Genomic DNA, 20,182 nt, shown 5'->3' with positions numbered 1-20,182 from the left:
CGCCGGCGACCGCCTACGGACCGGTGCGGACGACGGCTTGGTCGCCGTGCGGGCCGAACATGTGCAGGATCTCCACGGCGTCCGTGCCGGCGGGGCCGAACCAGTGGGGTTCTGTGGTGTCGAACTCAGCCACCTCGCCCGGTCGGAGAGTGGACTCCCGTTCCCCGAGGATGAGGCGGAGTTCACCGGCGAGCACATACAGCCATTCGTAGCCGCGGTGGGTGACGAGCTTCGGCTCGCGGTGTGCGAGTACCTGCTTGAAAACCTGGACTCGGCCGGGGTACTGCGTCAGCGGTACGAGGACACTCCCGCGTCCCCGGCTGTGGGGCTTGAGGTGAACACGCGGGTCACCGGTGGCCGGTGCCGCCACGAGCTGGTCCAGTGCGACGCGGTGAATCCGCGCGAGCGGGATGAGCAGGTCGAGGGTCGGGCGCCGTCGGCCGGACTCCAGACGCGACAGGGTGCTCACCGAGATCCCGGTGCCGTCCGCGAGCGCCTCCAGGGTGAGCCCGCGGTCGCGGCGCAGTTCGCGCAACCTCGGCCCGATGCCGTCGAGGATTTCCGAGAGTTCCACTTCCATAAGAGCCATTTTGCAGTCTTCGCAAAGTCTCTGGGCCTCCGCTCCTCGCTGAACCGAGCATGGGCGGGCAGATCATCCCGGCACAACCGAAGGGGAATTCCCGTGACCGCCACATCCCTGGCCGCCCCACCACTCGCGCTCAGTGCGCGCCGGCGCTGGACGGTACTCGCCGTCTGCGCTCTGAGCATGTTCCTGGTGGGTGTGGACACCACCATCGTCAACGTGGGTCTGCCCGAGATCGGGCGCGGCCTGGGCGTGGGAACTCGCGGTCTCGAATGGATCGTCGACGCATACACCGTGGTCCTGGCCAGCCTCCTTATCGTGTCCGGCGCGCTCGCGGACCGCTTCGGACGACGCCGGGTCTTCCAGTGCGGACTGGTTCTTTTCGGCATCGCCTCACTGGCCTGTGCCCTGGCTCCGTCACCCGGCCTACTCGTCGCGGCGCGGGCCGTCCAAGGTATCGGGGCCTCGATGCTGAGCCCCGTGGCCCTGGCCATCGTCGTGAACACGATGCCCGACCCACGGGAGCGGGCCCGGGCGATCGGCATCTGGGCGTCGGTCTTCGGGCTCAGCATGGCGGCAGGGCCGGTCATCGGCGGGGCCCTCATCGCCGCGTTCGGTTGGCGGTCGGTGTTCTGGATCAACGCACCGGTCGTCGTCGCCGCCCTTGTCCTGGTCGCCGTGTTCGTACCGGAGTCCCGAGCGGCGCGCGCCCGGCGGCTCGACCTGCCCGGCCAGGCGCTTCTCACCGCGGCCCTGTTCCTCTCCGTCGGCGTCCTCATCGAAGGGCCCCACATCGGCTGGGCCTCACCCACGGCGCTGACCGGTTACTCCTTGATCGCGGTTGCCACCTCCGCGTTCGTCCGGGTCGAACTCCGTCGGCGGGAACCCTTGATGGACCTGGGGCTTTTCCGGCGGCCCCCCTTCGTCACGGCGGTCCTGGGAGCGATGGCGGTGTTCGTCGCACTCAACGTGAGCCTGATGCTCACCACGTTCTACCTCCAGCACGGACGCGGCTGGAGCCCGCTCGCCGCAGGCACGGCGACCCTGCCCATGGCGCTCGGGGCCTTCCTGTGCGCGCCCTGGTCCGGCATCCTGGTGGGACGCCTGGGACCGCGACGTCCGCTCCTCCTTGCCGGTGGGTTCATCACCGTCGGCGGCCTGAGCTTGGTAAACCTCGGCCAGGACACGAACGTGCTGCTGCTCCTGCTCGCCTACCTGCTCATCGGCGTCGGATTCGGATTCGCCAACGCACCTCTCACCAACATCGCAGTCGGCGGACTGCCTCCGTCCCGGGCCGGCGTAGCCGGAGCGATCACCTCGACCGCTCGCCAGATCGGCTCGGCGGTGGGCGTCGCCGTCGCCGGAGCCCTCGTCACGGGCGTCGGCCCCGCCGATCTCGCTCGTGCGTCCCACACGGGATGGCTGCTCGTGGGGGCTTGCGGACTGTTCCTGTTCGCCGCGGCGCGCACGTCCCAGCCGGCGACCACGGCCAAGGCGTAGACCTGGTGACGACCAGCGCCGGCAGAGCTCCCACAGGCTTGGCGACGCGATCGCCGATCAGTGTTCGCTGAACACGCCGATCGGGGAGCGGATCCCGATCGGTGCGTCGCGGACTGCAGGCGGCGGTATCAGCCGGTCGAACAGCGCCAAGCCCTGGGACCGCGGCACCCGCTCATCGTCCCACTGAAGCAGGAACTCCACCGGGACGGTGATCCGCGCGGCAGCCTCGGTCAGGCGTCGCGGGGTTTGCCGAACTCTTCTATCAGCACGGGGTACTGCTCCCCACCGTGTCCGGCGGCGATCGAGCGGTCCGCCATCGCCTTGATCAACTTCGGCAGTTCGGCGTTGATACCCGCCGCCTCGCTCTCCTCGATCAAGTGTGTCATCGTCCGCGCCTCGGTCTCCAGGGCCGACACCTCGGCCGGGAAGGCGCCGCTGTCGATCTGCTCGGCGTATCCAGGCAGCCATTCGGCCACGCCGGCAGCGATCTGCTGCGCGAACGGCGCGTACGTTGCGGCGTCAACACCGGCCGTCCTGAGCAGGGCGGTGCCCTGGAGCCAGGCGTTCAGGACGCTCCACATCATGGCCAGGCCCGCCACGTCGTACAGGGACGCCAACCCATGGTCCGCGCCGAGGTAGGTGACAGTGCCGAGCGCGTCGAGTGTTGACTTGTGTGCCTCGAAGTCCGGCTGCGGCCCGCTGTGCAGAATGACCGCTTCGGCGGTCCCGATCGCCGGCGGAATGGCCATGATGGCGCCGTCCAGGTAGTGGGCGCCGCGCTGCTCGGCCCATTGGGCGGCTTCCCGGGCCTGGGCCGAGTCGCCCGAGGTCAGGTTGATCAACATCGTGCCGTCCAGCTCGATATCGCTCGCGCCGAGCAGCTCGTACATGCCCTGGTAATCGGTGACGCAGATGATCGTCAGGGAACCGGCCTTGAGCGCGTCGCCGACCGTTGGCGCCAACTGGGCACCCTCGGCGACCAGTTGGTCGGCCTTGGAGGTCGTGCGGTTCCACACGGTTGTGGGATGCCCGGCTTTGAGGAACGCGCCGGCGAGTGCCTGGCCCATCCGTCCGAGTCCGATGACTGTCACGGGTGTATCGGTTTTTTTCCTCATGGCAGGATCGTCAACGTTGGTGCCGGTGTGAAGGTCAAGCGAGGTTTCGATGTTGATCGGGGAACTGAGTCGTCGGACGGGCGTCAACGCCCACCAGTTGCGCTACTACGAGGCCCATGGCCTGCTGGAGGCAGACCGCGGCGCGAACGGTTATCGCGAGTACGACGAGAACGCCGTGCTGCGGGTGAAGCAGATCCGGCACCTGCTGGGTGCCGGTTTGTCCTCCGAGGACATCGCGTACCTGCTGCCCTGTGCGGTGGGAGAGGCCCCGGAACTGCCCGGGTGTCCCGAGTTGCTGGCCGCGATGCGGTCACGGCTGCAGCGACTGGACGATCAGATGGCCAGGCTCGCTCAATCCCGCGACGCTCTTGCCTACTACATTGACGCGGCCGAGCGAACGGGCACCGAGAGCTATCCCCCCTTTGACGATGCCGACCTGGAGCCCGTACCCGCCTGAACAGCCGGCGTACCCCGCCTTGCGGACCGTCTCGACCAGCACCACCCGTCGGCCCGCGAGACCACCGCCGACGTCAACTCACCAGTGATGGCCGTGCGATCGTTCGTGCTCGGTCGTACAGGTCGCGGGCGGTCGCGTTCTTCAGGTGGGGGCGCAGGAGGCTGAACATCGTCTTCACGCGCTCGTCGGCTCGGCCGGACTGGACCATGGGGTAGTCGTCGAGGGCCTGGTGCCAGGTGGCGCAGGCTGCTTCGAGATGGCCGATCTCAAATTGGCGTTCTGCGAGTGTGCCTCGCTGGTGCATTCGCGTTCGCCGGTAGACGCCAGGACGCAGCCGATCGGCCTGCTGCATCGCCTCGACGGCTCCGCGGGTGTCTCCGAGTTCGTAACGCACCTGGCTGATGTGGTAATTGAGTGCTGCCGGGTCGTACGAGCCGAATACTCTCGCCCGAGACTCGGCGCGGTCCATTGCGGCCTCCGCCTCGCGCATATAGCGCAGAGCGCTCGTGCGGTCGCCGGTCTGCGCGGCAGCGTGGGCCTGCTGGCCCAGGAGAAACGCAAGCATTCGGGGCCCGGCCTTCGGGGATGCAGCGGCAGCAGCGTTGGCCAGCTCCACCGCCTTGGCCCCGTAGCCCAGGTCGACCGCCTGGACGCTCATGCCGCGCAGAGTGGTGCAGTACGTCAGGTGATCCTCGGCCGCGCCCGCCAGTTGCAGGGCGTTGACGTAGTAGCGCTGCGCAAGGCCGTGCAGCCCTTCGTCCACGGCCATGTAGCCGGTCAGGTACAGCAGGTCCGAGGCGGCGGACAGCATCGCTTGTCGTACCTCCTCCGACGCGTCGGCGCGAAGGTATGAAGCCACGGTGTTGACCATGAACGAGGCCGCCATGGGACGCGCGTGACGGCCGCCGAACTGGTCGTCGAGATCGGAGACTCGCTCCGTCATGGCGACGACCATGTCTACTTCGTTCATGCCGATACGCGCGGTGCGGCCGGACTGTACCGCCTCCGCACGCCCGATTACGTCCTGCCAACCGGGGATCGTGAGCGCCACGGAGAACAGACCGGCACCCAGGACGTTGCGGCGGGACGGGTCCATGTCTTGCCTCCCCAGGTCGATCATTCCCTCCACGGTATCCGTGGACGCGGTGGAGTGACTGCGGGGAACACGCAAGCTCGCCTCAGCGTGCGTCACAGGTCGGCCGAGGCGGCGCGAGAGAGCTTCAAGGATGCATGCCCGCACGGCACTGCGAGGGACAGTGCCGCCGAGCCAGTGGCTCACCGCCGACTCGTCGTATCGCAGCGGCGTGCCGGTCTCAGTGCCAACGCGGTTCACGGCACGAGCGAATTGGCGATGCGTCCAACGGCTTTCAGCAAGCAGGCGGCCGAGTGCCGTGTTCGGTTCACGCTTCCCCATGACCGTCAACTCCCCACGCACTTACGAACTTTCAAGGCTTTCAAGTCCCGCCGCTACTGCAACGGTACCGCTCAGCGTGTTCAGGCGGTTGCGTAGAGGCAGGAGCGAACGGCGAGACCGTCGCCGCAGGCATCGTCCGAGGGAATACGGCATGAGAAGCGAAGCGCGGGCCCTGCTGGCCCAGATGACCGAGGAACGCGGCACGAATGGAGTGCTGCGACTCGAAACGCACGAAGGCGCGGACCTCCCTCCCGGCTCCACTAAGTACCCGCCATGCCAGTGCCCTCAACACCGCGAACTCCTCCCGTCGCAGGGACAGGTTCCCCCTGCGCCCCGGGAGGACCCGCCGCTATGACGTGGCGGGCACCCCGTCCCGCTGCCCCGTGTAGGGCGGTCGGCAACCGGACGGGGCCAGCTCCGCAGCACCCGCCGCGGAGTGCGCTTCAACCCTGGAAGGAGAACGCAATGAACGTGGACGAGCTCGTCCCGCCGCACCACGTCGGAAGGAACTCATGTGCTTTCGATGCGTCTGCATCTGCCAGATGTCCGAGCCCCCCACTGGACTTTGCGGGGAGGTCGTTGGACCAGCGGTACGAGCTGGATCCAGCCCGCGAAGGTATCGACCCTCGCTGCGGAGTTCGATGGCGACCGTGCCCCGTGTGTCAGCCTGACGGTGAGGGAGTGCAAGCGGGGAGAGGCAGACTTCGTCGCACTGACGATGAAACCCGGGGAAGTCCGTCTGACGGCGGGTGCGGTCGGTACGGCGCCGCTCTTTCTCGTGTCGGTCGAGGATGTCTTGTACGCGTCCTGGGACCTTGCGGAGCTGCGCCCGCACCTACGGGCCGACCGGCTCGTGCCCCGCGTGGTGGCCCGGATTCTGACCAGACAGCATCGGTACACCGCCGACACGCTGTTTGAGGGGGTGTACCGCCTCACCGAACGTGCAACGGCCGTCTTCACATCCTCGGGCCTCACGGTGCAATACCCCGAACCCGCCGAGCACGTACTGGCACCGCGTCCTCTGCGCCCCGACGTGGACCCGCTCGACGTATTCGACTCCCTGCTGTCCGAAGCAGTCCGCGAAGCCCCCACGGCAACCGGGTGCGTCGGCATTGAACTTTCGGGCGGAGCCGACTCCGCCAACGTCGCCTTGTCGGTGAATTCCGCCCACTACAACAAGGTGCACAGTTTCGGGTTGGTGATGGGCGGAAGCTTCGGGGCACAGCAGCGAGAGCGCCGGCGGGCATTGGTGGACCACTGCGGCTTTCGTGACACGGCCGTTCCTGCCATGCGATTTCCGCCGTTCGTACCGGGCGGGGTGCGCGCCCTCGGTATGCCCCACGATCCCGCCGGCGCGTTCTACCAAGAGGCGTTCGACGTGATCCGCGAGCAGGCAGCAGCACGGGGATGTGAAGTCATGTTCACGGGCAGCGGTGGGGACGAGACCAACGCTCACCATTCGAGGACGAGCGCCGCACTCCCTACGACAGACCCCGTTCCGTGGCTCGGCAACGAGGCCGAACGAGCACTCACCGACGTGAACGAGCACCTGGCGCCGATTCCGGTGCTCCCGGTGCCAACGCTCATGGCGTTCGGGCTCCACAATCCGGGTTACCTCCGGGTCGGAATCTGGCCCGTGAGCCCACTCGTACACCCTCGCATCGTGCGGTTCATGGAGCAGCTACCGCACGAGTACAAGCGCGGAAAGGCGCTCTTCCGCGAGCGGCTGAGGCGTGCAGGACTGTCCGAGTCGGTCGCCTCGCCGGCGGAACCGGAGAACTTCCTAGGAGTCATGGAAGCGGGAATGCGCTCCTTCGGCCTGCCTGGCCTGGACAGCATGGTGCGGGAATCGCTCTTGGTGGATCTCGGATACGTTGACCCCGAAGCGCTCGCCAAGGCCAGGGAGGACGCCGAGCACGCGCCCGTGGTGCCTGATCTGCTGTGCGACGTGCTGGCCTTGGAAGTGGGACTGCGGAGCCTCATGTGACCAGCCCCGACGTGGAAGCCGAAACGCATGGAAGCAACGAACCTCTTCTATCGAGACCCGGCGCTGTATGACGCGATCCAGTCGGACAGCGGCAGTGCCGAGACATGCCGAGCCCTCATCGAACGCCATCGGCCGGATGCGACCACGCTGGTGGATTTCGGGTGCGGTACGGGGCGCGACCTGGAGATCCTGGCCAAGCGCTTCGACTGCGTCGGCGTGGACCTGCAACCCGGCTTGGTCGACTACGCGCAGCGAGTACGGTCCGGGCTCGACATCCGCGCCGGCGACATGCGGACTGTCCGTCTCCGGCGACGCATGGACGCCGTGATCTGCCTCGGCAACTCTCTCGCCTACCTGTACGACAACGACGAGATCAGCCAAGCATTCGCTACTTTCGCCGCTCACGCCCGACCGTGCGCACTGCTGGTGCTGTGTTCGCCCGTCTCGCCCGTCATCCGCCCTGAGGCGACCACGACCGTCGTCGAGACACCGGGCGGACCGGCCCGGGTCACCATTGGCTATGAGTGGGACCTGCGCACACAGATCAACACCATGCACAGGAGGTGGGTGCTCCCCTCCGGGGACGCTGCCCAGGATGTGATCCGGCGGCGCGTCCTGTTTCCGCGGGAACTGGAGCGCTACGCCTCAGCCGCGGGGTTCGAGATCGTGGACATGGTCGACGAGTCCGGGGCCGGATTCACCGGGCCGAATGCGTACACAGTGGCTCGATACTCGTGAGGACACCCCGGCTTGGGTACGGAGCCAAACCGTCGCCGTCACACTGACGCCGCGCGCTTCCACGGGCGGCACAGGGCTGCGAAGCAGGTCAGGGAGGCCAGGGCGCAGGTCAGTTGGACCACGGCCATCGGGACCGCTGTCGCCTCGCCCGCAATGCCGACCAGGGGGGACGCGATCGCGCCGATCAGGAACGACGACGTACCGAGCAGCGCGGACGCCGAGCCCGCCGCGTGCGGGGTGCGCATCAGGGCCAGGGCGTTGGTGTTGGGGAGGGCCAGGCCCATCGACGACATCAGGACGAAGAGGCCCGCCGCGACCGGCACCAGGCCGACCTCGCCGAAGACCCCGGTGGTCATGAGGAGGAGGGCGAGGGACGCCAGGGCGATGAGGAGCAGGCCCGCGGTCAGGACCTTGTCCATGCTGATCCGGCCCACGAGCAGCTTGCCGTTGATCTGGCCCACGGTGATCAGGCCGACCGAGTTGATGCCGAAGAGCAGGCTGAAGGTCTGGGGGGACGCGCCGTAGATCTCCTGGACCACGAAGGGGGACGCGGCGATGTACGCGAAGAGGGCGGCGAAGGCCAGGCCGCCGGTCAGCGTGTAGCCGGTGAACACCCGGTCCGCGAGCAGGCCGCGCATCGTGCGCAGGGCTTCGCCGACGCCTCCCCCGTGCCGCCGCTCCACCGGCAGCGTCTCGTGCAGCCACTTCCACACCACGAGGGTGAGGAGGACGCCCACGGCGGTGAGGACCACGAAGATGCCCCGCCAGTCGGTGAGGCGCAGTACCTGACCACCGATCACGGGCGCGATGACCGGTGCGACGCCGGAGATCAGCATGAGGGTGGAGAAGAACCGGGCCATCTCCACGCCGTCGTAGAGGTCACGCACGACCGCTCGGGCGATCACGATGCCCGCCGCCCCCGCCAGGCCCTGGAGCAGGCGGAAGGCGATCAGGAGTTCGGTGGAGGGCGCGAAGGCGCAGATCGCGGTGGCTACGACGTACACGATCATGCCGAGGAGCAGGGGTTTCCGGCGGCCGAACCTGTCGCTCATCGGGCCGACGACCAGCTGCCCCAGCGCCATGCCGGCCAGGCACGCGGTCAGCGTGAGCTGCACGGTGGCGGCGGGCGAGCCCAGGGACTTTGTGACCTCGGGCAGGGCGGGGAGGTACATGTCCATGGACAGCGGTGGCAGGGCGGTGAGACCGCCGAGTACCAGCGTGACCAGGAGGCTGGTGCGACGGGCGGAGGGGGAGGAAAGAGCTGCGCTTTCTGCCTCCGCGCCGGATATGTGACCTTGCGTGGACTGGCCTGTCTCCGGCATTCGCATCTCCATGTCGTTGAATCCGTACCTATGCTCTCAGCTCGTCCGGTGTGGTCGAGACCTTTTTTCTGGGGGCTGGGATGGGCAAGAAAACCGTGCGATGGGGCGTGCTGGCAACCGGCGGCATCGCGTCGTCGTTCACCGCGGACCTGCTCGCGATGCGGGAAACCGACGGCGCGGAGGTGGTCGCGGTGGCTTCCCGTACGACGGCCACCGCGAAGGCGTTCGCCGACCGGTTCGGGATACCGCGGGCGTACGGCAGTTGGGCGGAGCTCGCCATGGACGAGGACGTGGACGTCGTGTACGTCGCGGGTCCGCACTCCGCGCACCGGGTGGCCGCCGGGATGTGCCTGGAGGCCGGCAGGGCGGTGCTGTGCGAGAAGGCGTTCACGCTCAACTCCCGTGAGGCCGAGGAGCTGGTCGCCGTGGCCCGGCGCCACGACCGCTTCCTGATGGAGGGGATGTGGATGTACTGCAACCCCGTCGTCCGGCGGCTCGTGGAGCTGGTGCGGGACGGCGCGGTGGGGGAAGTGCGCACCGTACACGCCGATTTCGGACTCGTCGGGCCGTTCGCCCCCGAGCACCGGTTGCGTGACCGCGCGCTCGGCGGCGGGGCGCTGCTCGACCTCGGCGTGTATCCGGTGTCGTTCGCGCACCTGCTGCTCGGCGAGCCCGACCGCGTACAGGCGGACGCACTGCTGTCACCGGAGGGTGTGGACCTGAACACGGGGATGCTGCTCGGGTGGGATTCGGGTGCGACGGCGCTGCTGAGCTGTTCCATCACGGCCGACACCCCCATCACGGCGGCCGTGACGGGGACGAAGGGCCGGATCGAGCTGGGGCGCGGCTTCTTCTATCCGGACCGGTTCGTGCTGCACCGGGAGGGGGCGGAGCCCGAGGAGTTCACCGCCGGGGTGGACACTCGTCACAGCCTCCAGTACGAGGCCGCCGAGGTCATGCGCTGCCTGCGCGCGGGCGAGAAGGAGTCGCCGCTCGTCCCGCTGGACGGCAGCCTCGCCGTCATGCGGACGCTCGACGCGGTGCGCGACCGCATCGGCGTCCGCTACCCGGGCGACGACAACTAGACGCCGACCAGCAGCCGCTAGGCGGGCTTCAGGCCGGGGTTCCCCGCCTCCGTCACGAGCGAGGCCGCCGTCGTGACCGGGGCGCCGGGCGTCGTGACGGCGGACACCGTCCTGAAGTCCGCGCGCGCCGCGTCCTCGCCGAGTGTGACCGTCGTATAGCCGCGCCTGCCGTTGTAGAACTTCAGGTGCGCGTTGCCCCGCATCAGACGGTCGTAGTTGGCGGGCCGCTCCGCGCCGTCCTTGCCGCTCGATATGGAGGTGGTGACGAACTCCGTGCCGACGGTGCGCGAGTCCGGGTCCTCGAAGTCCTTCTTCAGGTCGAAGGCGTACGAGACGTGGACGTCACCCGTGAGCACCATGAGGTTGTCCACGCCCGCCGCCTCCGCGCCGTCGAGCACCCGCTTGCGCGAGGCCGGGTAGCCGTCCCACGCGTCCATGCTGACCTTCGGGTCGTTCACGCTGCGCCGGCGGGCGAAGGTGACCTGCTGCGGTACGACGTTCCACAGCGCCCGCGACTCGCGCCAGCCGTCGATGAGCCACCGCTCCTGCTCCGCGCCCGTCATGGTGCGCGAAGGGTCCTCGGACTCGGGGCCCGGCAGCTGCCAGCCGTCGCCGTACGCCTGGTTGGAGCGGTACTGGCGGGTGTCGAGGATGTCGAACTGCGCGAGCCGCCCGAAGTGCAGCCGCCGGTAGAGCCGCATGTCGGCGCCGTCGGGCCGCTGCGGGGCTCGCAGCGGCTGGTTCTCCCAGTAGGCGCGGTACGCCGCCGCCCTGCGCAGCAGGAACTCCTCGGGCGGTACGTCGTTCTCGGGGGTCTCGCCCGCGTAGTTGTTCTCCGTCTCGTGGTCGTCCCAGGTGACGACGAAGGGGTGGGCGGCGTGCGCGGCCATCAGGTCCGGGTCGGATTTGTAGAGGGCGTACCGCAGCCGGTAGTCCTCCAGCGTGACCGTCTCGCGGTTGAAGTGGGCGGGAAGGTGGCGGTCGGTGTAGGCGCGGGCGCCGCCGACGCCGTTGACGGCGTACTCGTAGAGGTAGTCGCCGAGGTGGAAGACGACGTCGAGGTCTTCCTCGGCCAGGTGCTTGTACGGGGTGAAGTAGCCGTCGTGGTACGCCTGGCAGGAGACCGCCGCGAGCCGCAGCTCGCTGACGCGCGCGCCGCGCGCGGGAGCCGTGCGCGTACGGCCGACCGGGCTGGTCCAGTCGCCCGCGCGGAAGCGGAAGTAGTAGACCCGGTCGGGGTCAAGCCCGCCCGCCTCGACGCGGACGCTGTGGGCGTACTCGGGGTGCGCGGTGACGTGGCCGCGCCTGACCGTCCGGCGGAAGCGGACATCGTGCGCGAGTTCCCAGCGCACCTGGACACGGGCCCGCGGCAGACCGCTGTCCGGTTCGTACGGCTTCGGGGCGAGTCTTGTCCACAGGAGTACGGACCCGGGAAGGGGGCACCTCCCATGCCCTTGAGGCTATGGGGGAGGGTCTCCGGACGCGACGCCCAGCGTGAAGGGGTCGTCGGTGATTCTCTTGGCGTCCAGCTCGGCCGCCTGGGCGGCCCCCGGAAGGTTCGTCGCGAAGGCGAGCGCGGCGGCGGCGCCGGTGACAGTGAGGAACCTGCGGCGGTGGATGTGCCGTGCGGCGGCCCTGAGCTCCTGGTCATGGCCCGATGTGCTGGTCATCTGCCCCTCCCCTGACTGCTGTTGTCAGGGGTATTGGAGTGCTGCGGGGCGTCGCCGCGCTTTCATGTACGTGTCACGTACGCTGCTGGGCCATGAACCCTCGGACGAAGATCGCAGTCGTGACCGGAGCGGGCTCGGGCATCGGCCGGGCCGTCGCACTCGCCCTGGCGGGCGCGGGCTGGTCGGTCGCGCTGGCAGGGCGGCGCACCGGGCCGCTGGAAGAGACCGCCCAGGAAGCGGGCGGCGAGACCTTGTGCGTACAGGCGGACGTGTCGCTTCCGGCCGACGTGAACGCCCTCTTCGCCGCCGTACGGGAGCGCTACGGACGCCTCGACCTGCTCTTCAACAACGCGGGCACGTTCGGGCCGCGCGGGGTGCCGGTGGAGGACATCCGGTACGAGGAGTGGCGCTCGGTCGTCGACGTCAACGTCACGGGCTCGTTCCTGTGCGCGCAGGCCGCGTTCCGGCAGATGAAGGAGCAGGACCCGCAGGGCGGCCGGATCATCAACAACGGTTCGATCTCGGCGCACGCGCCCCGGCCGAACTCCATCGCGTACACGACCACCAAGCACGCCATGACGGGCCTGACGAAGTCACTGTCGCTGGACGGGCGTCCTTACCGGATCGCGTGCGGCCAGATCGACATCGGCAACGCGGCGACGGACATGACGGAGCGGATGCAGGCCGGAATCCTCCAGGCGAACGGCGAGCTGATGGCGGAGCCGGTGATGGACGTACGGGACGTGGCGCGCACGGTGCTGCACATGGCGGAGCTGCCGCTTGAGGCAAATGTGCAGTTCGCGACGGTGCTGGCGACGACGATGCCGTACGTCGGGCGAGGCTGAGGGAACACCGGGACCCCGGCCGCCGTTGGCCGCGGTATGAAGTCATTCACCGACACCGACGTCCTGCGTTACACCGCCTTCTCGACCGACCCGGAGGGCGGCAATCCGGCGGGCGTCGTCCTGGACGCGGCCGGGCTCGACGACGTCGGCATGCTCGCCGTGGCGGCCGAGCTGGGCTACAGCGAGACCGCGTTCCTGACGCAGGAGCTGGAGCCCGGACGCGCCTTTACGGTCCGGTACTTCAGCCCGAAGGCCGAGGTCCCGTTCTGCGGCCACGCGACCGTCGCGACGGCCGTGGCGCTCGCCGAGCACCAGGGCCGCCCCGGCGACCTGGTCTTCGAGACGCGGGCCGGCACGGTTCCGGTGAAGGTGACCGAGAGCCCGGACGGCACGTACCGCGCCACTCTCACCAGCGTCGAGCCGCACACCGAGGACGCGGCCGAAAGCAACGTCGCGGAGGCACTGGCGGCACTGGACTGGCGGGCCGCCGACCTGGACCCCGCGTTCCCGCCGCGCATCGCGTACGCCGGCGCCCGCCACCTGATCCTGGCGGCCGCGACCCGCGAGCGGCTGGCGCGGCTGTCGTACGACTTCGAGCGGCTGGCCCGGCTGATGCGCCGCCTCGACCTGACGACGGTTCAGCTGGTGTGGCGCGAGGACGCGACGACGTTCCACGTCCGCGACCCGTTCCCGGTGGGAGGTGTCGTCGAGGACCCGGCAACGGGCGCCGCCGCGGCGGCGTTCGGAGCGTACGCACGCGAACTGGCGCTCGTCCCGGAGGAGTCGGTACTGACCCTCCACCAGGGCGACGACATGGGACGCCCGGGCGTCCTGACGGTCGAACTGCGGGCGGGCGACAGCCGGATCAGGGTCGGCGGCGCGGGCACCCGCATCCCGGAAAAGACGGCCAACACCCCGAACCCCTGAACCCCGGCCGAGGCGACGGAGCCCCGCCTCGCCGCCACCGCCCACTCAGGCGGCCGCGCACCAGGGCGGACTGCACCTCGGGAAGATCCAGTACAACGTGCCCGGCCAGTGACATGGCCCGCCTGATCAAGCCGAGCGGCACGTAGTACTGCCACTGACGAACCGCAGCAGCGGCAATCGCCTACAAAACGGGCGTTGCCGCTGCTGCCGGCCAGGGTGGACAATGACGGTCACAGGTCCTGCGCGCACGAAAGAAGATGCAGGCGCATGAACCGCAGCAGGCCGCTGACCACCGCTTTCCTCGCACTCACGCTGGCCACGGGCGGGTCCACTCTCGCCGCCTGCGGCAACGGAAGCGAGACGGGCCGGAACGGCGACGACGGCGGGACCGTCACCTCGGAAGAAACCACGCCACGCGAGGACACCACACGTCCCAAGGAGCCCCCACCGCGCGAGGAGACTCCACCGCGCGAGACCCCACCGCGCGAGGACACTCCACCACGCGAAAACCCCACGCAGCGCGAAGAGCCTCCGCCGCGCGAAGAGAACCCTCCGCCGAACGAGCCCGCCCCTCAGGGCGAGCGAGAAGAAACTGCAGAGGAAGCGGAGAGCGAGCCCCCCGATCCCCCAGTCACCGAGACCCCGTCGGCCGTCGTCGTCGAGCGCATAGTTGACGGCGACACCATCGAGGTAAGCGGCGACGGCCGCATCCTCCCCAGGGACACCTCGGTGACGGTACGCCTCCTGGCAATCGACGCCCCTGAGACGCGGGATTGCTACAGCAGCGAAGCGACCGCTCGCATACAGCAACTGCTCCCCCTGGGCTCCGAGGTTCGCGTCGAGCGGGACAAGGACCTCAAGGACAGGTACGACCGCTACCTGCTGTACGTCTGGAACGAACAGGGCGAGTTCGTGAACGAATCCCTGGTGCGTACGGGGCACGCCAAGGCGGTTCTCTTCGAGCCCAACGACAAGCGCTGGCCGACGATCTCGCAGGCCGGGGAGACCGCCGAGCTGAACGAGTCGGGCCTCTGGTCCGCCTGCGGCACGGAAACGGAAGCTCCCCCGCCACCCGACACTCCCCCACCCGCCGAGCCCCCCGAGCCAGCTGCCCCCGAGCCGGCTGCCCCCGAGGGGGCCTATCCCCCAGGGCCGCCGCCCGGCCCCGACCTCGACTGCTCCGACCTCCCCGGCCCGGTCGCGGTCGGCTCCGACGACCCGCACCGCCTCGACCGCGACGGAGACGGCATTGGCTGCGAATGAAGCGAACTGATTCCAGCGTCCGGAAATTGGAGGAGGACGGAACGATGCCTGCTTCCGGTCTCCCAGCCCCGAGAATGAGTCCCGCCGGCAGCATGCTGTGGGCACTCATCCCGCTCTTCACGCTCGGCCTGGGAACCCCGTTCGTACTCGCCTGGGCCGCCCACCGGCTAAGGTCGCGCGGTCTCGCCCTCAGCGCTCTCGCAGCGCTGATCATGATGGTCGCCGCGCTTTCGCTCAGTGGCTCGCCCGACGGTTCGGGCGGCAGCACGGCGGCCGGGTGGTTCATTGTCGCGCTCATAGGCGGCGGCCTCACAGCGACATTCGCAACCCGGCCGCGGCTCGTGGACCCCGGCCACAGCTCTCGCCCCCGCACAGGACCCGGGGTCCGGGGGCCGGCGTGGTCGCCTCGCACCGATCGGTCAGTGCCTGGAGCTGTGGACCCTGCCGTTGGCGCCGCACTCGTACGTCGGCAGCGACGCGCTGAAGCCCGGAGCCTCCTCGAACGTGACCCCGCCCTCGCACGAGAGCTGCTGATCGGCCGACCGGATCTCCCGCGCCGGTTCGACGACGGCGGTCTCGTGGACGTCAATCACGCACCGGTCTCGGTACTCACCACTCTGCCGGGGTTCACACCAGAACGGTTGATCTTCCTCCGATAGCCCCCGGCGAAAGCGAAAAGCGGCAGACGAGTCGGGCTGTACGCCGGGTTCTGTGCCTCGGGACCTCGCGGTCGTCGGGGCGACGGCCATCCATCTAGGACCGGCGTTGCCGCCGGCCTCGTGCGGTCTACCCGCGGACTCGGGCGGGCAGCCCTCGATCGTCCGCGCAAGGCCGTCTTGCGACGGCCTCTCTTGACCTTGCTCCAGGTGGGGTTTACCTAGCCGCCTGAGTCACCTCAGGCGCTGGTGGTCTCTTACACCACCGTTTCACCCTTACCGAGGACCGAAGTCCCCGGCGGTCTGTTTTCTGTGGCACTGTCCCGCGGGTCACCCCGGGTGGCCGTTAGCCACCACCTTGCCCTGTGGAGCCCGGACGTTCCTCGGGGAGATCCGGGGATCTCCACGCGGCCGTCCGCCCGGCTCGTCTGCCGTGCCGACCATGCTACCCGCCAGGACCTTCCAGCTCAGACGAAGGCCGCCGTCTCCAGGTCGAAGCCGAAGGGATTGGGGAGAGAGAGGGACTTGCCGAAGGGGATGGTGCAGTGCTGGCGGTAGTCGTCGCCCTCCGGCTCGCTGAACAGCGTCAGTGAGGACTCCTCGCGGTCGACGAGCAGGTAGAGGGGGATGCCGCCGCGGGCGTAGCAGTACCGCTTGTCCTCGCGGTCGCGCCTCGGCCTGGTGGAGGTGACCTCAGCCACCATGGCGACGCCGTCGCACGGCATCCACGGCTCGGCACCGCGGTACAGGCGCAGCTCGGTGGGGGCGAAGGTGCAGTCGGGAATGGCGTGGTTCTTCGGGCAGGCTCCTCCGCTCTTCAGTTTGAGGCCCTTGTTCCCGGAGAAATCCATGTCGGTCCGGGAGCGCCTCATCACCTGCTTCACGATCAGGCCGATGTAGTCCTCGTGGTCCCCGTCCGGCGGCGGCGTCACGACGATTTCCCCCTCGATCAGCTCGGCCCGGAAGCCTTCCGGCGTATCCAGCGCCAGGAAGCCCTCCAGCAGGACATCCGCCTGCGTGAGCGGTTCTTGCGGCATGGCACTCATGTCACGCCCCTTCCTCGGTCGCTCGCCAGACTGGTGCATCGCGTGATCAGCCGTCCGTGAGATGGGAGTCCTTCCTCCGATCGTGGCACACCGTCACGCGCTGACGACAGACGCGGCCCCGCGGTGTGGCCGCCCTTGACCCTGCCGCAGCGTCAAGGTTTCTACTGGGGCTCATGCGCATCGGAGAACTCGCCGCGCTCGCCGGGGTCACCACCCGCGCCGTGCGGCACTACCACCACCAGGGGCTGCTGCCGGAGCCCCCGCGGCTGGCCAACGGTTACCGGGTGTACGGGGTGCGGCATGCCGTCGCCCTGGCCCGCATCCGGCGGCTGACCGAGCTCGGCCTCGACGAGGTGCGGGACGTCCTCGCCGACGACGCGGGGGCCGAACTCGCCGTCGTACTGCGCGAACTGGACACCGACCTCGCCACTCAGGAGGCGGAGATCCGGCGGCGGCGAGCGCGGCTCGGTGAGCTGCTGGCGCAGGCCGAGGCGGGGACGCTGCCCGCCGAGGGGCCCGTCTCGCCCGCCCTGGCCGAGCTGCTGGGCGGTCTGCCGGTCACCGATTCGCCGTCGGCGGCGAAGGACCGGGCCCATCTGACCCTGATGGCCGGCAACGGGCAGAGCGATCAGGTCCTGCGGGCCCTCGCGCCGATGACCCGGGACCCTGCCGTGCTGACGCTGTACGAGCGGATCGACGAACTCGCCGACGCCTCTGGCGACGACCCCCGGATCCGCCCGCTCGCCGACGAGCTTGCGGCGGCCGTGCCGGACGCGGTGCTCGCGGCGATCCCGGCTGAGGGCCCTGTCGCCGCGGCGGGTGCGTACGGAGAAGCCATGCTGGCGGACTTCGCTCCGGCGCAGGCCGCGGTCGTACGACGCGTCATGGAGCTGCTCGCCGCCAGGATGGAGCGGTGAAGGGGCGGGCTGCGGCGCTCTTCGTCGTGGCGGCCAGCGCGTACCGGCCGCCTCCATCAGGTCCGTACGCGTCGAACGGCGTACTCCGACGCCAAGGAGGACGGCGTACTCGGCCTGACCGTGGGCGGGCAGACCACCGTGCTGCTGGAGCTGAACGAGCCCGTCGCCTACCTGCGGCCGCTCGGGGCGCGCGCCGAGACGCGGGTCGTACGCTTCCACGCCGACGAGCCGCGCGCGCTCGTCACGGCCGTCACGCGGGGGCGAACAGGACCTTCGCCGAGCCCGGGTCCGCCTGGGTGAGCCGTACTCTGATGCGCTCTCCCAGCGGTAGCTCACCGTCGCCGCCCTCGACCCGGCCGACCACCGCCACGTCGTCCAGGTGGACGGTGCCGACGGCCCGGTCGCGCTCCTGCACATCGACCACGTGGGCGTTGAACAGCTCGCCCACCCGGTCCCTGAGCAGCGCCGCCTCGACGATGTCCACGCACTCGCGCTCCACGGTGCTCGCCCGCCGTGTGCCCGCCGCCATCTCCTGCGGGAGGCCGGGCAGCGCGTCCCGTACCCACTGCGGCGGCTCCTCGCCCGCGACCGCGGCGACGCACAGCTCGCCCGCGTAACGGTCGGCGAGGCGGCGCAGGGGCGCCGTGCAGTGCGTGTACGGGGCGGCGACCGCCGCGTGGACGGCGGGGTCGGGGATCTTCCCGTCCGTGAAGACGGTGTAGCCCGCGCCGCGCAGCAGCGTCGTGCACTCCTGGAGGAACGCGGCGTGCGCGGCCTTCGTCGGGTCCAGGGAACGGACGATCTCGGCGTACGACGTGTGATGCGGCCACTCGATGCGCAGCGCCTTCGCCGACCGGCGCAGGCGCGCCACCTCGCCGACGGGGGCGGCGGGCAGGGTGCGCAGGATGCCGGTGCCGGTGGCGGTCATCCCCGCAGCCGGAGGCTGCCCAAGCATCACTGTGGCGGCGGCCATGCCGGTGAGGAGGGAGATCTGGGCGTTCCAGCCGTCGGCCGGCAGCGGGGCGCGGAAGCCTAGGAAGTACGAGTCGCCGCGTTCGACGATCTCCTGCTCCGGGACGTTCAGCGAGATCCCGCCGCGCTCGCGCTCCAGCGCCTCGCGCAGCCGCCCGATGTCACGCAGCAGCGCGACCGGCTCCTCGGCCGTGCCCGCGTCGATCTGCTGCTGGACGCCGGAGTAGTCGAGCCTGGCCCGGCTGCGTACGAGCGCGCGTCGTACGTCGACCGCCTCGGTACGGCCGTGCGCGTCGAGGTCGACGCGCCACAGGAGGGCGGGACGCGTCTGGTCCGGGAGCAGGCTCGCCGCGCCCTCCGAAAGCCGGGGCGGGTGCAGCGGAATCCTCCCGTCCGGGAAGTACAGCGTCATCACCCTGCGGTGCGCCTCGGCGTCCAGTGCGCCGCCCGGCGCGACGAAGGCCGCCACGTCCGCGATCGCGTAGTGCACGCGGTACCCGCCGCCTTCCCGGCGGGCCAGGTGCATCGCCTGGTCGAGGTCGGTGGAACCCGGCGGGTCGATGGTGAACAACGGGATGCCGGTCGCGTCGTACGCGGGCAGCCGGGGGGCCTTCGCGGCCTGATCCGCTTCCGCGAGGACCTCGGCCGGGAACTCGTCCGGCACATCGAGCGTGGTGCGCAGCGTGCGCAGGGCTGCCCGGAGGGGAGCCTCCGGTGCACCGGTCACATGGATCTGGCGGCGGGGCATGGTCCGAGCGTAGGTCCGGTCGGGCCGGGCGGCATGGCGGGCTCCGCTTACCCTGGCGTTTTGGTGTGTACGTATCCGAAGGAGTTCCGCTGTGCTCGTGCTCTTGCCGCCGTCCGAGGGAAAGGCCGCCAGCGGGGCCGGCGCGCCCCTGAAGCCGGAGTCCCTCTCGCTGCCGGAACTGGCCGGGGCGCGGGCCGCGGTGCTGGACGAGCTGGTGGAGCTGTGCGCCGCCGACGAGGAGAAGGCCCGCGTCGTCCTCGGGCTGAGCGAGGGGCTGCGCGGCGAGATCGCCAAGAACGTCGGACTGCGGACCGCCGGGGCCCGGCCCGCCGGTGAGATCTACACCGGCGTGCTGTACGACGCGCTCGGCCTCGCCACTCTGGACGCCGCCGCGCGCGAGCGGGCCCGGCAGTCGCTGCTGGTGTTCTCCGGGCTGTGGGGCGCGGTGGGGATCGGCGACCGGATCCCCTCGTACCGGTGCTCCATGGGCGTGAAGCTGCCAGGGCTGGGCGCGCTGGGGGCGTACTGGCGCGAGCCGATGGCCGCCGCGATGCCGGTGGCCGCGGGCGACGGTCTGGTGCTTGACCTGCGGTCGTCGGCGTACACGGCGGCCTGGAAGCCGAAGGGTGACGTGGCGGGGCGCACGGCCACCGTGCGGGTGCTGCACTCGCGGATCGACGCGGCGGGGGTCGAGAAGCGGTCCGTCGTCAGCCACTTCAACAAGGCGACGAAGGGGCGGATCGTACGGGACCTGCTCCTGGCGGGCGCGGCTCCCGCCGACCCGGCGGAGCTGGTGTCCGTGCTGCGGGATCTGGGGTACGTCGTGGAGGCGTCGGCTCCGGCGAAGGCGGGCAAGGCGTGGTCGCTGGACGTGGTGGTGAGCGAGATCCACTGAGCGTTGTTGCACCCTGCGCAACGCTCGTTGCACAGAGCGTCC

General features: G+C 69.8%; 17 protein-coding genes, 1 other RNA gene and 2 pseudogenes. 10 read left to right on the top strand and 10 right to left on the bottom strand.

Going from position 1 to position 20,182, the window contains the following annotated elements; all coding sequences use genetic code 11:
- Positions 1–13: 13 nt before the first annotated feature.
- Positions 14–589: a helix-turn-helix domain-containing protein gene (locus J7E91_RS22200; protein WP_374224759.1), complete on the bottom strand. Its 576-nt coding sequence runs from the start codon at positions 587–589 to the stop codon at positions 14–16.
- A gap of 93 nt (positions 590–682) precedes the next feature.
- Between J7E91_RS22200 and J7E91_RS22195 the strand changes: the two genes are divergently transcribed.
- Positions 683–2,083, top strand: coding sequence for an MFS transporter (locus tag J7E91_RS22195; RefSeq protein WP_214907522.1), 1,401 nt, complete (start codon positions 683–685; stop codon positions 2,081–2,083).
- Between the two features lie 129 nt (positions 2,084–2,212).
- Here J7E91_RS22195 and J7E91_RS36160 read toward each other — a convergent pair.
- Both J7E91_RS36160 and J7E91_RS22190 read right to left on the bottom strand, forming a co-directional pair.
- Positions 2,213–2,305: pseudogene (locus tag J7E91_RS36160) on the bottom strand (alpha/beta hydrolase); the annotation flags it as partial.
- 8 nt (positions 2,306–2,313) lie between these two features.
- Positions 2,314–3,198 (bottom strand): NAD(P)-dependent oxidoreductase, encoded by an 885-nt coding sequence (locus J7E91_RS22190; protein ID WP_214907520.1) that lies wholly within the window; start codon positions 3,196–3,198, stop codon positions 2,314–2,316.
- Between the two features lie 49 nt (positions 3,199–3,247).
- On the opposite strand from J7E91_RS22190, the gene J7E91_RS22185 reads away from it, so the two are divergent.
- Entirely contained in the window at positions 3,248–3,655 is a 408-nt protein-coding gene (locus tag J7E91_RS22185) for a MerR family transcriptional regulator (protein ID WP_214907518.1), read from the top strand.
- Between the two features lie 73 nt (positions 3,656–3,728).
- Here the strand turns inward: J7E91_RS22185 and J7E91_RS22180 are convergent, their stop codons facing one another.
- Positions 3,729–5,069: a tol-pal system YbgF family protein gene (locus tag J7E91_RS22180; protein WP_251016078.1), complete on the bottom strand. Its 1,341-nt coding sequence runs from the start codon at positions 5,067–5,069 to the stop codon at positions 3,729–3,731.
- 718 nt (positions 5,070–5,787) lie between these two features.
- Between J7E91_RS22180 and J7E91_RS22175 the strand changes: the two genes are divergently transcribed.
- Positions 5,788–7,056, top strand: a complete 1,269-nt coding sequence (locus J7E91_RS22175; protein WP_251016077.1) for an asparagine synthase-related protein — start codon at positions 5,788–5,790, stop codon at positions 7,054–7,056.
- A gap of 27 nt (positions 7,057–7,083) precedes the next feature.
- Positions 7,084–7,794 carry a bifunctional 2-polyprenyl-6-hydroxyphenol methylase/3-demethylubiquinol 3-O-methyltransferase UbiG gene (locus J7E91_RS22170; RefSeq protein ID WP_214907517.1) on the top strand — a complete coding sequence of 237 codons (711 nt, stop codon included), beginning with the start codon at positions 7,084–7,086 and terminating at the stop codon, positions 7,792–7,794.
- Positions 7,795–7,832: 38 nt separating this feature from the next.
- On the opposite strand, the gene J7E91_RS22165 is transcribed toward J7E91_RS22170, so the two are convergent.
- The gene (locus J7E91_RS22165; protein WP_214907515.1) at positions 7,833–9,116 is read right to left on the bottom strand and encodes a Bcr/CflA family multidrug efflux MFS transporter; all 1,284 of its coding nucleotides are present in this window, start codon (positions 9,114–9,116) and stop codon (positions 7,833–7,835) included.
- Between the two features lie 80 nt (positions 9,117–9,196).
- Between J7E91_RS22165 and J7E91_RS22160 the strand changes: the two genes are divergently transcribed.
- A complete protein-coding gene (locus tag J7E91_RS22160) occupies positions 9,197–10,201 on the top strand; it encodes a Gfo/Idh/MocA family protein (protein ID WP_214907513.1) in 1,005 nt (334 codons plus the stop codon).
- A 17-nt stretch (positions 10,202–10,218) separates the two neighbouring features.
- Here the strand turns inward: J7E91_RS22160 and J7E91_RS22155 are convergent.
- A pseudogene (locus J7E91_RS22155) lies at positions 10,219–11,871 on the bottom strand (alkaline phosphatase).
- A 92-nt stretch (positions 11,872–11,963) separates the two neighbouring features.
- Between J7E91_RS22155 and J7E91_RS22150 the strand changes: the two are divergent.
- The 3 genes from J7E91_RS22150 (at position 11,964) to J7E91_RS36155 (ending at position 14,906) form a co-directional block, all read left to right on the top strand.
- Positions 11,964–12,716 carry an SDR family oxidoreductase gene (locus J7E91_RS22150; protein WP_214907511.1) on the top strand — a complete coding sequence of 251 codons (753 nt, stop codon included), beginning with the start codon at positions 11,964–11,966 and terminating at the stop codon, positions 12,714–12,716.
- A gap of 36 nt (positions 12,717–12,752) precedes the next feature.
- Positions 12,753–13,643: a PhzF family phenazine biosynthesis protein gene (locus tag J7E91_RS22145; protein WP_214907509.1), complete on the top strand. Its 891-nt coding sequence runs from the start codon at positions 12,753–12,755 to the stop codon at positions 13,641–13,643.
- Positions 13,644–13,910: 267 nt separating this feature from the next.
- Positions 13,911–14,906 (top strand): thermonuclease family protein, encoded by a 996-nt coding sequence (locus J7E91_RS36155; RefSeq protein ID WP_251016076.1) that lies wholly within the window; start codon positions 13,911–13,913, stop codon positions 14,904–14,906.
- 419 nt (positions 14,907–15,325) lie between these two features.
- Here J7E91_RS36155 and J7E91_RS22135 read toward each other — a convergent pair whose 3' ends face one another.
- The 3 genes from J7E91_RS22135 to J7E91_RS22125 form a co-directional block, all read right to left on the bottom strand.
- Entirely contained in the window at positions 15,326–15,499 is a 174-nt protein-coding gene (locus tag J7E91_RS22135; protein WP_214907507.1) for a hypothetical protein, read from the bottom strand.
- Positions 15,500–15,588: 89 nt separating this feature from the next.
- Positions 15,589–15,989, bottom strand: an RNA gene (gene rnpB / locus J7E91_RS22130) — RNase P RNA component class A.
- 40 nt (positions 15,990–16,029) lie between these two features.
- Entirely contained in the window at positions 16,030–16,599 is a 570-nt protein-coding gene (locus tag J7E91_RS22125; protein ID WP_214907580.1) for a Uma2 family endonuclease, read from the bottom strand.
- Positions 16,600–16,781: 182 nt separating this feature from the next.
- Here J7E91_RS22125 and J7E91_RS22120 point away from each other — a divergent pair, with 182 nt between their 5' ends.
- Positions 16,782–17,525: a MerR family transcriptional regulator gene (locus tag J7E91_RS22120; RefSeq protein WP_214907505.1), complete on the top strand. Its 744-nt coding sequence runs from the start codon at positions 16,782–16,784 to the stop codon at positions 17,523–17,525.
- A 250-nt stretch (positions 17,526–17,775) separates the two neighbouring features.
- Here J7E91_RS22120 and J7E91_RS22115 read toward each other — a convergent pair whose 3' ends face one another.
- A complete protein-coding gene (locus J7E91_RS22115) occupies positions 17,776–19,245 on the bottom strand; it encodes an RNB domain-containing ribonuclease (protein WP_214907503.1) in 1,470 nt (489 codons plus the stop codon).
- 91 nt (positions 19,246–19,336) lie between these two features.
- Between J7E91_RS22115 and yaaA the strand changes: the two genes are divergently transcribed.
- Positions 19,337–20,140, top strand: a complete 804-nt coding sequence (gene yaaA, locus J7E91_RS22110; protein ID WP_214907500.1) for a peroxide stress protein YaaA — start codon at positions 19,337–19,339, stop codon at positions 20,138–20,140.
- Positions 20,141–20,182: the final 42 nt, after the last annotated feature.

This window comes from Streptomyces sp. ISL-99, from assembly GCF_018614005.1.
GTDB lineage: Bacteria > Actinomycetota > Actinomycetes > Streptomycetales > Streptomycetaceae > Streptomyces > Streptomyces flavidovirens.
This window is presented reverse-complemented; position numbering and strand designations above follow the sequence as displayed.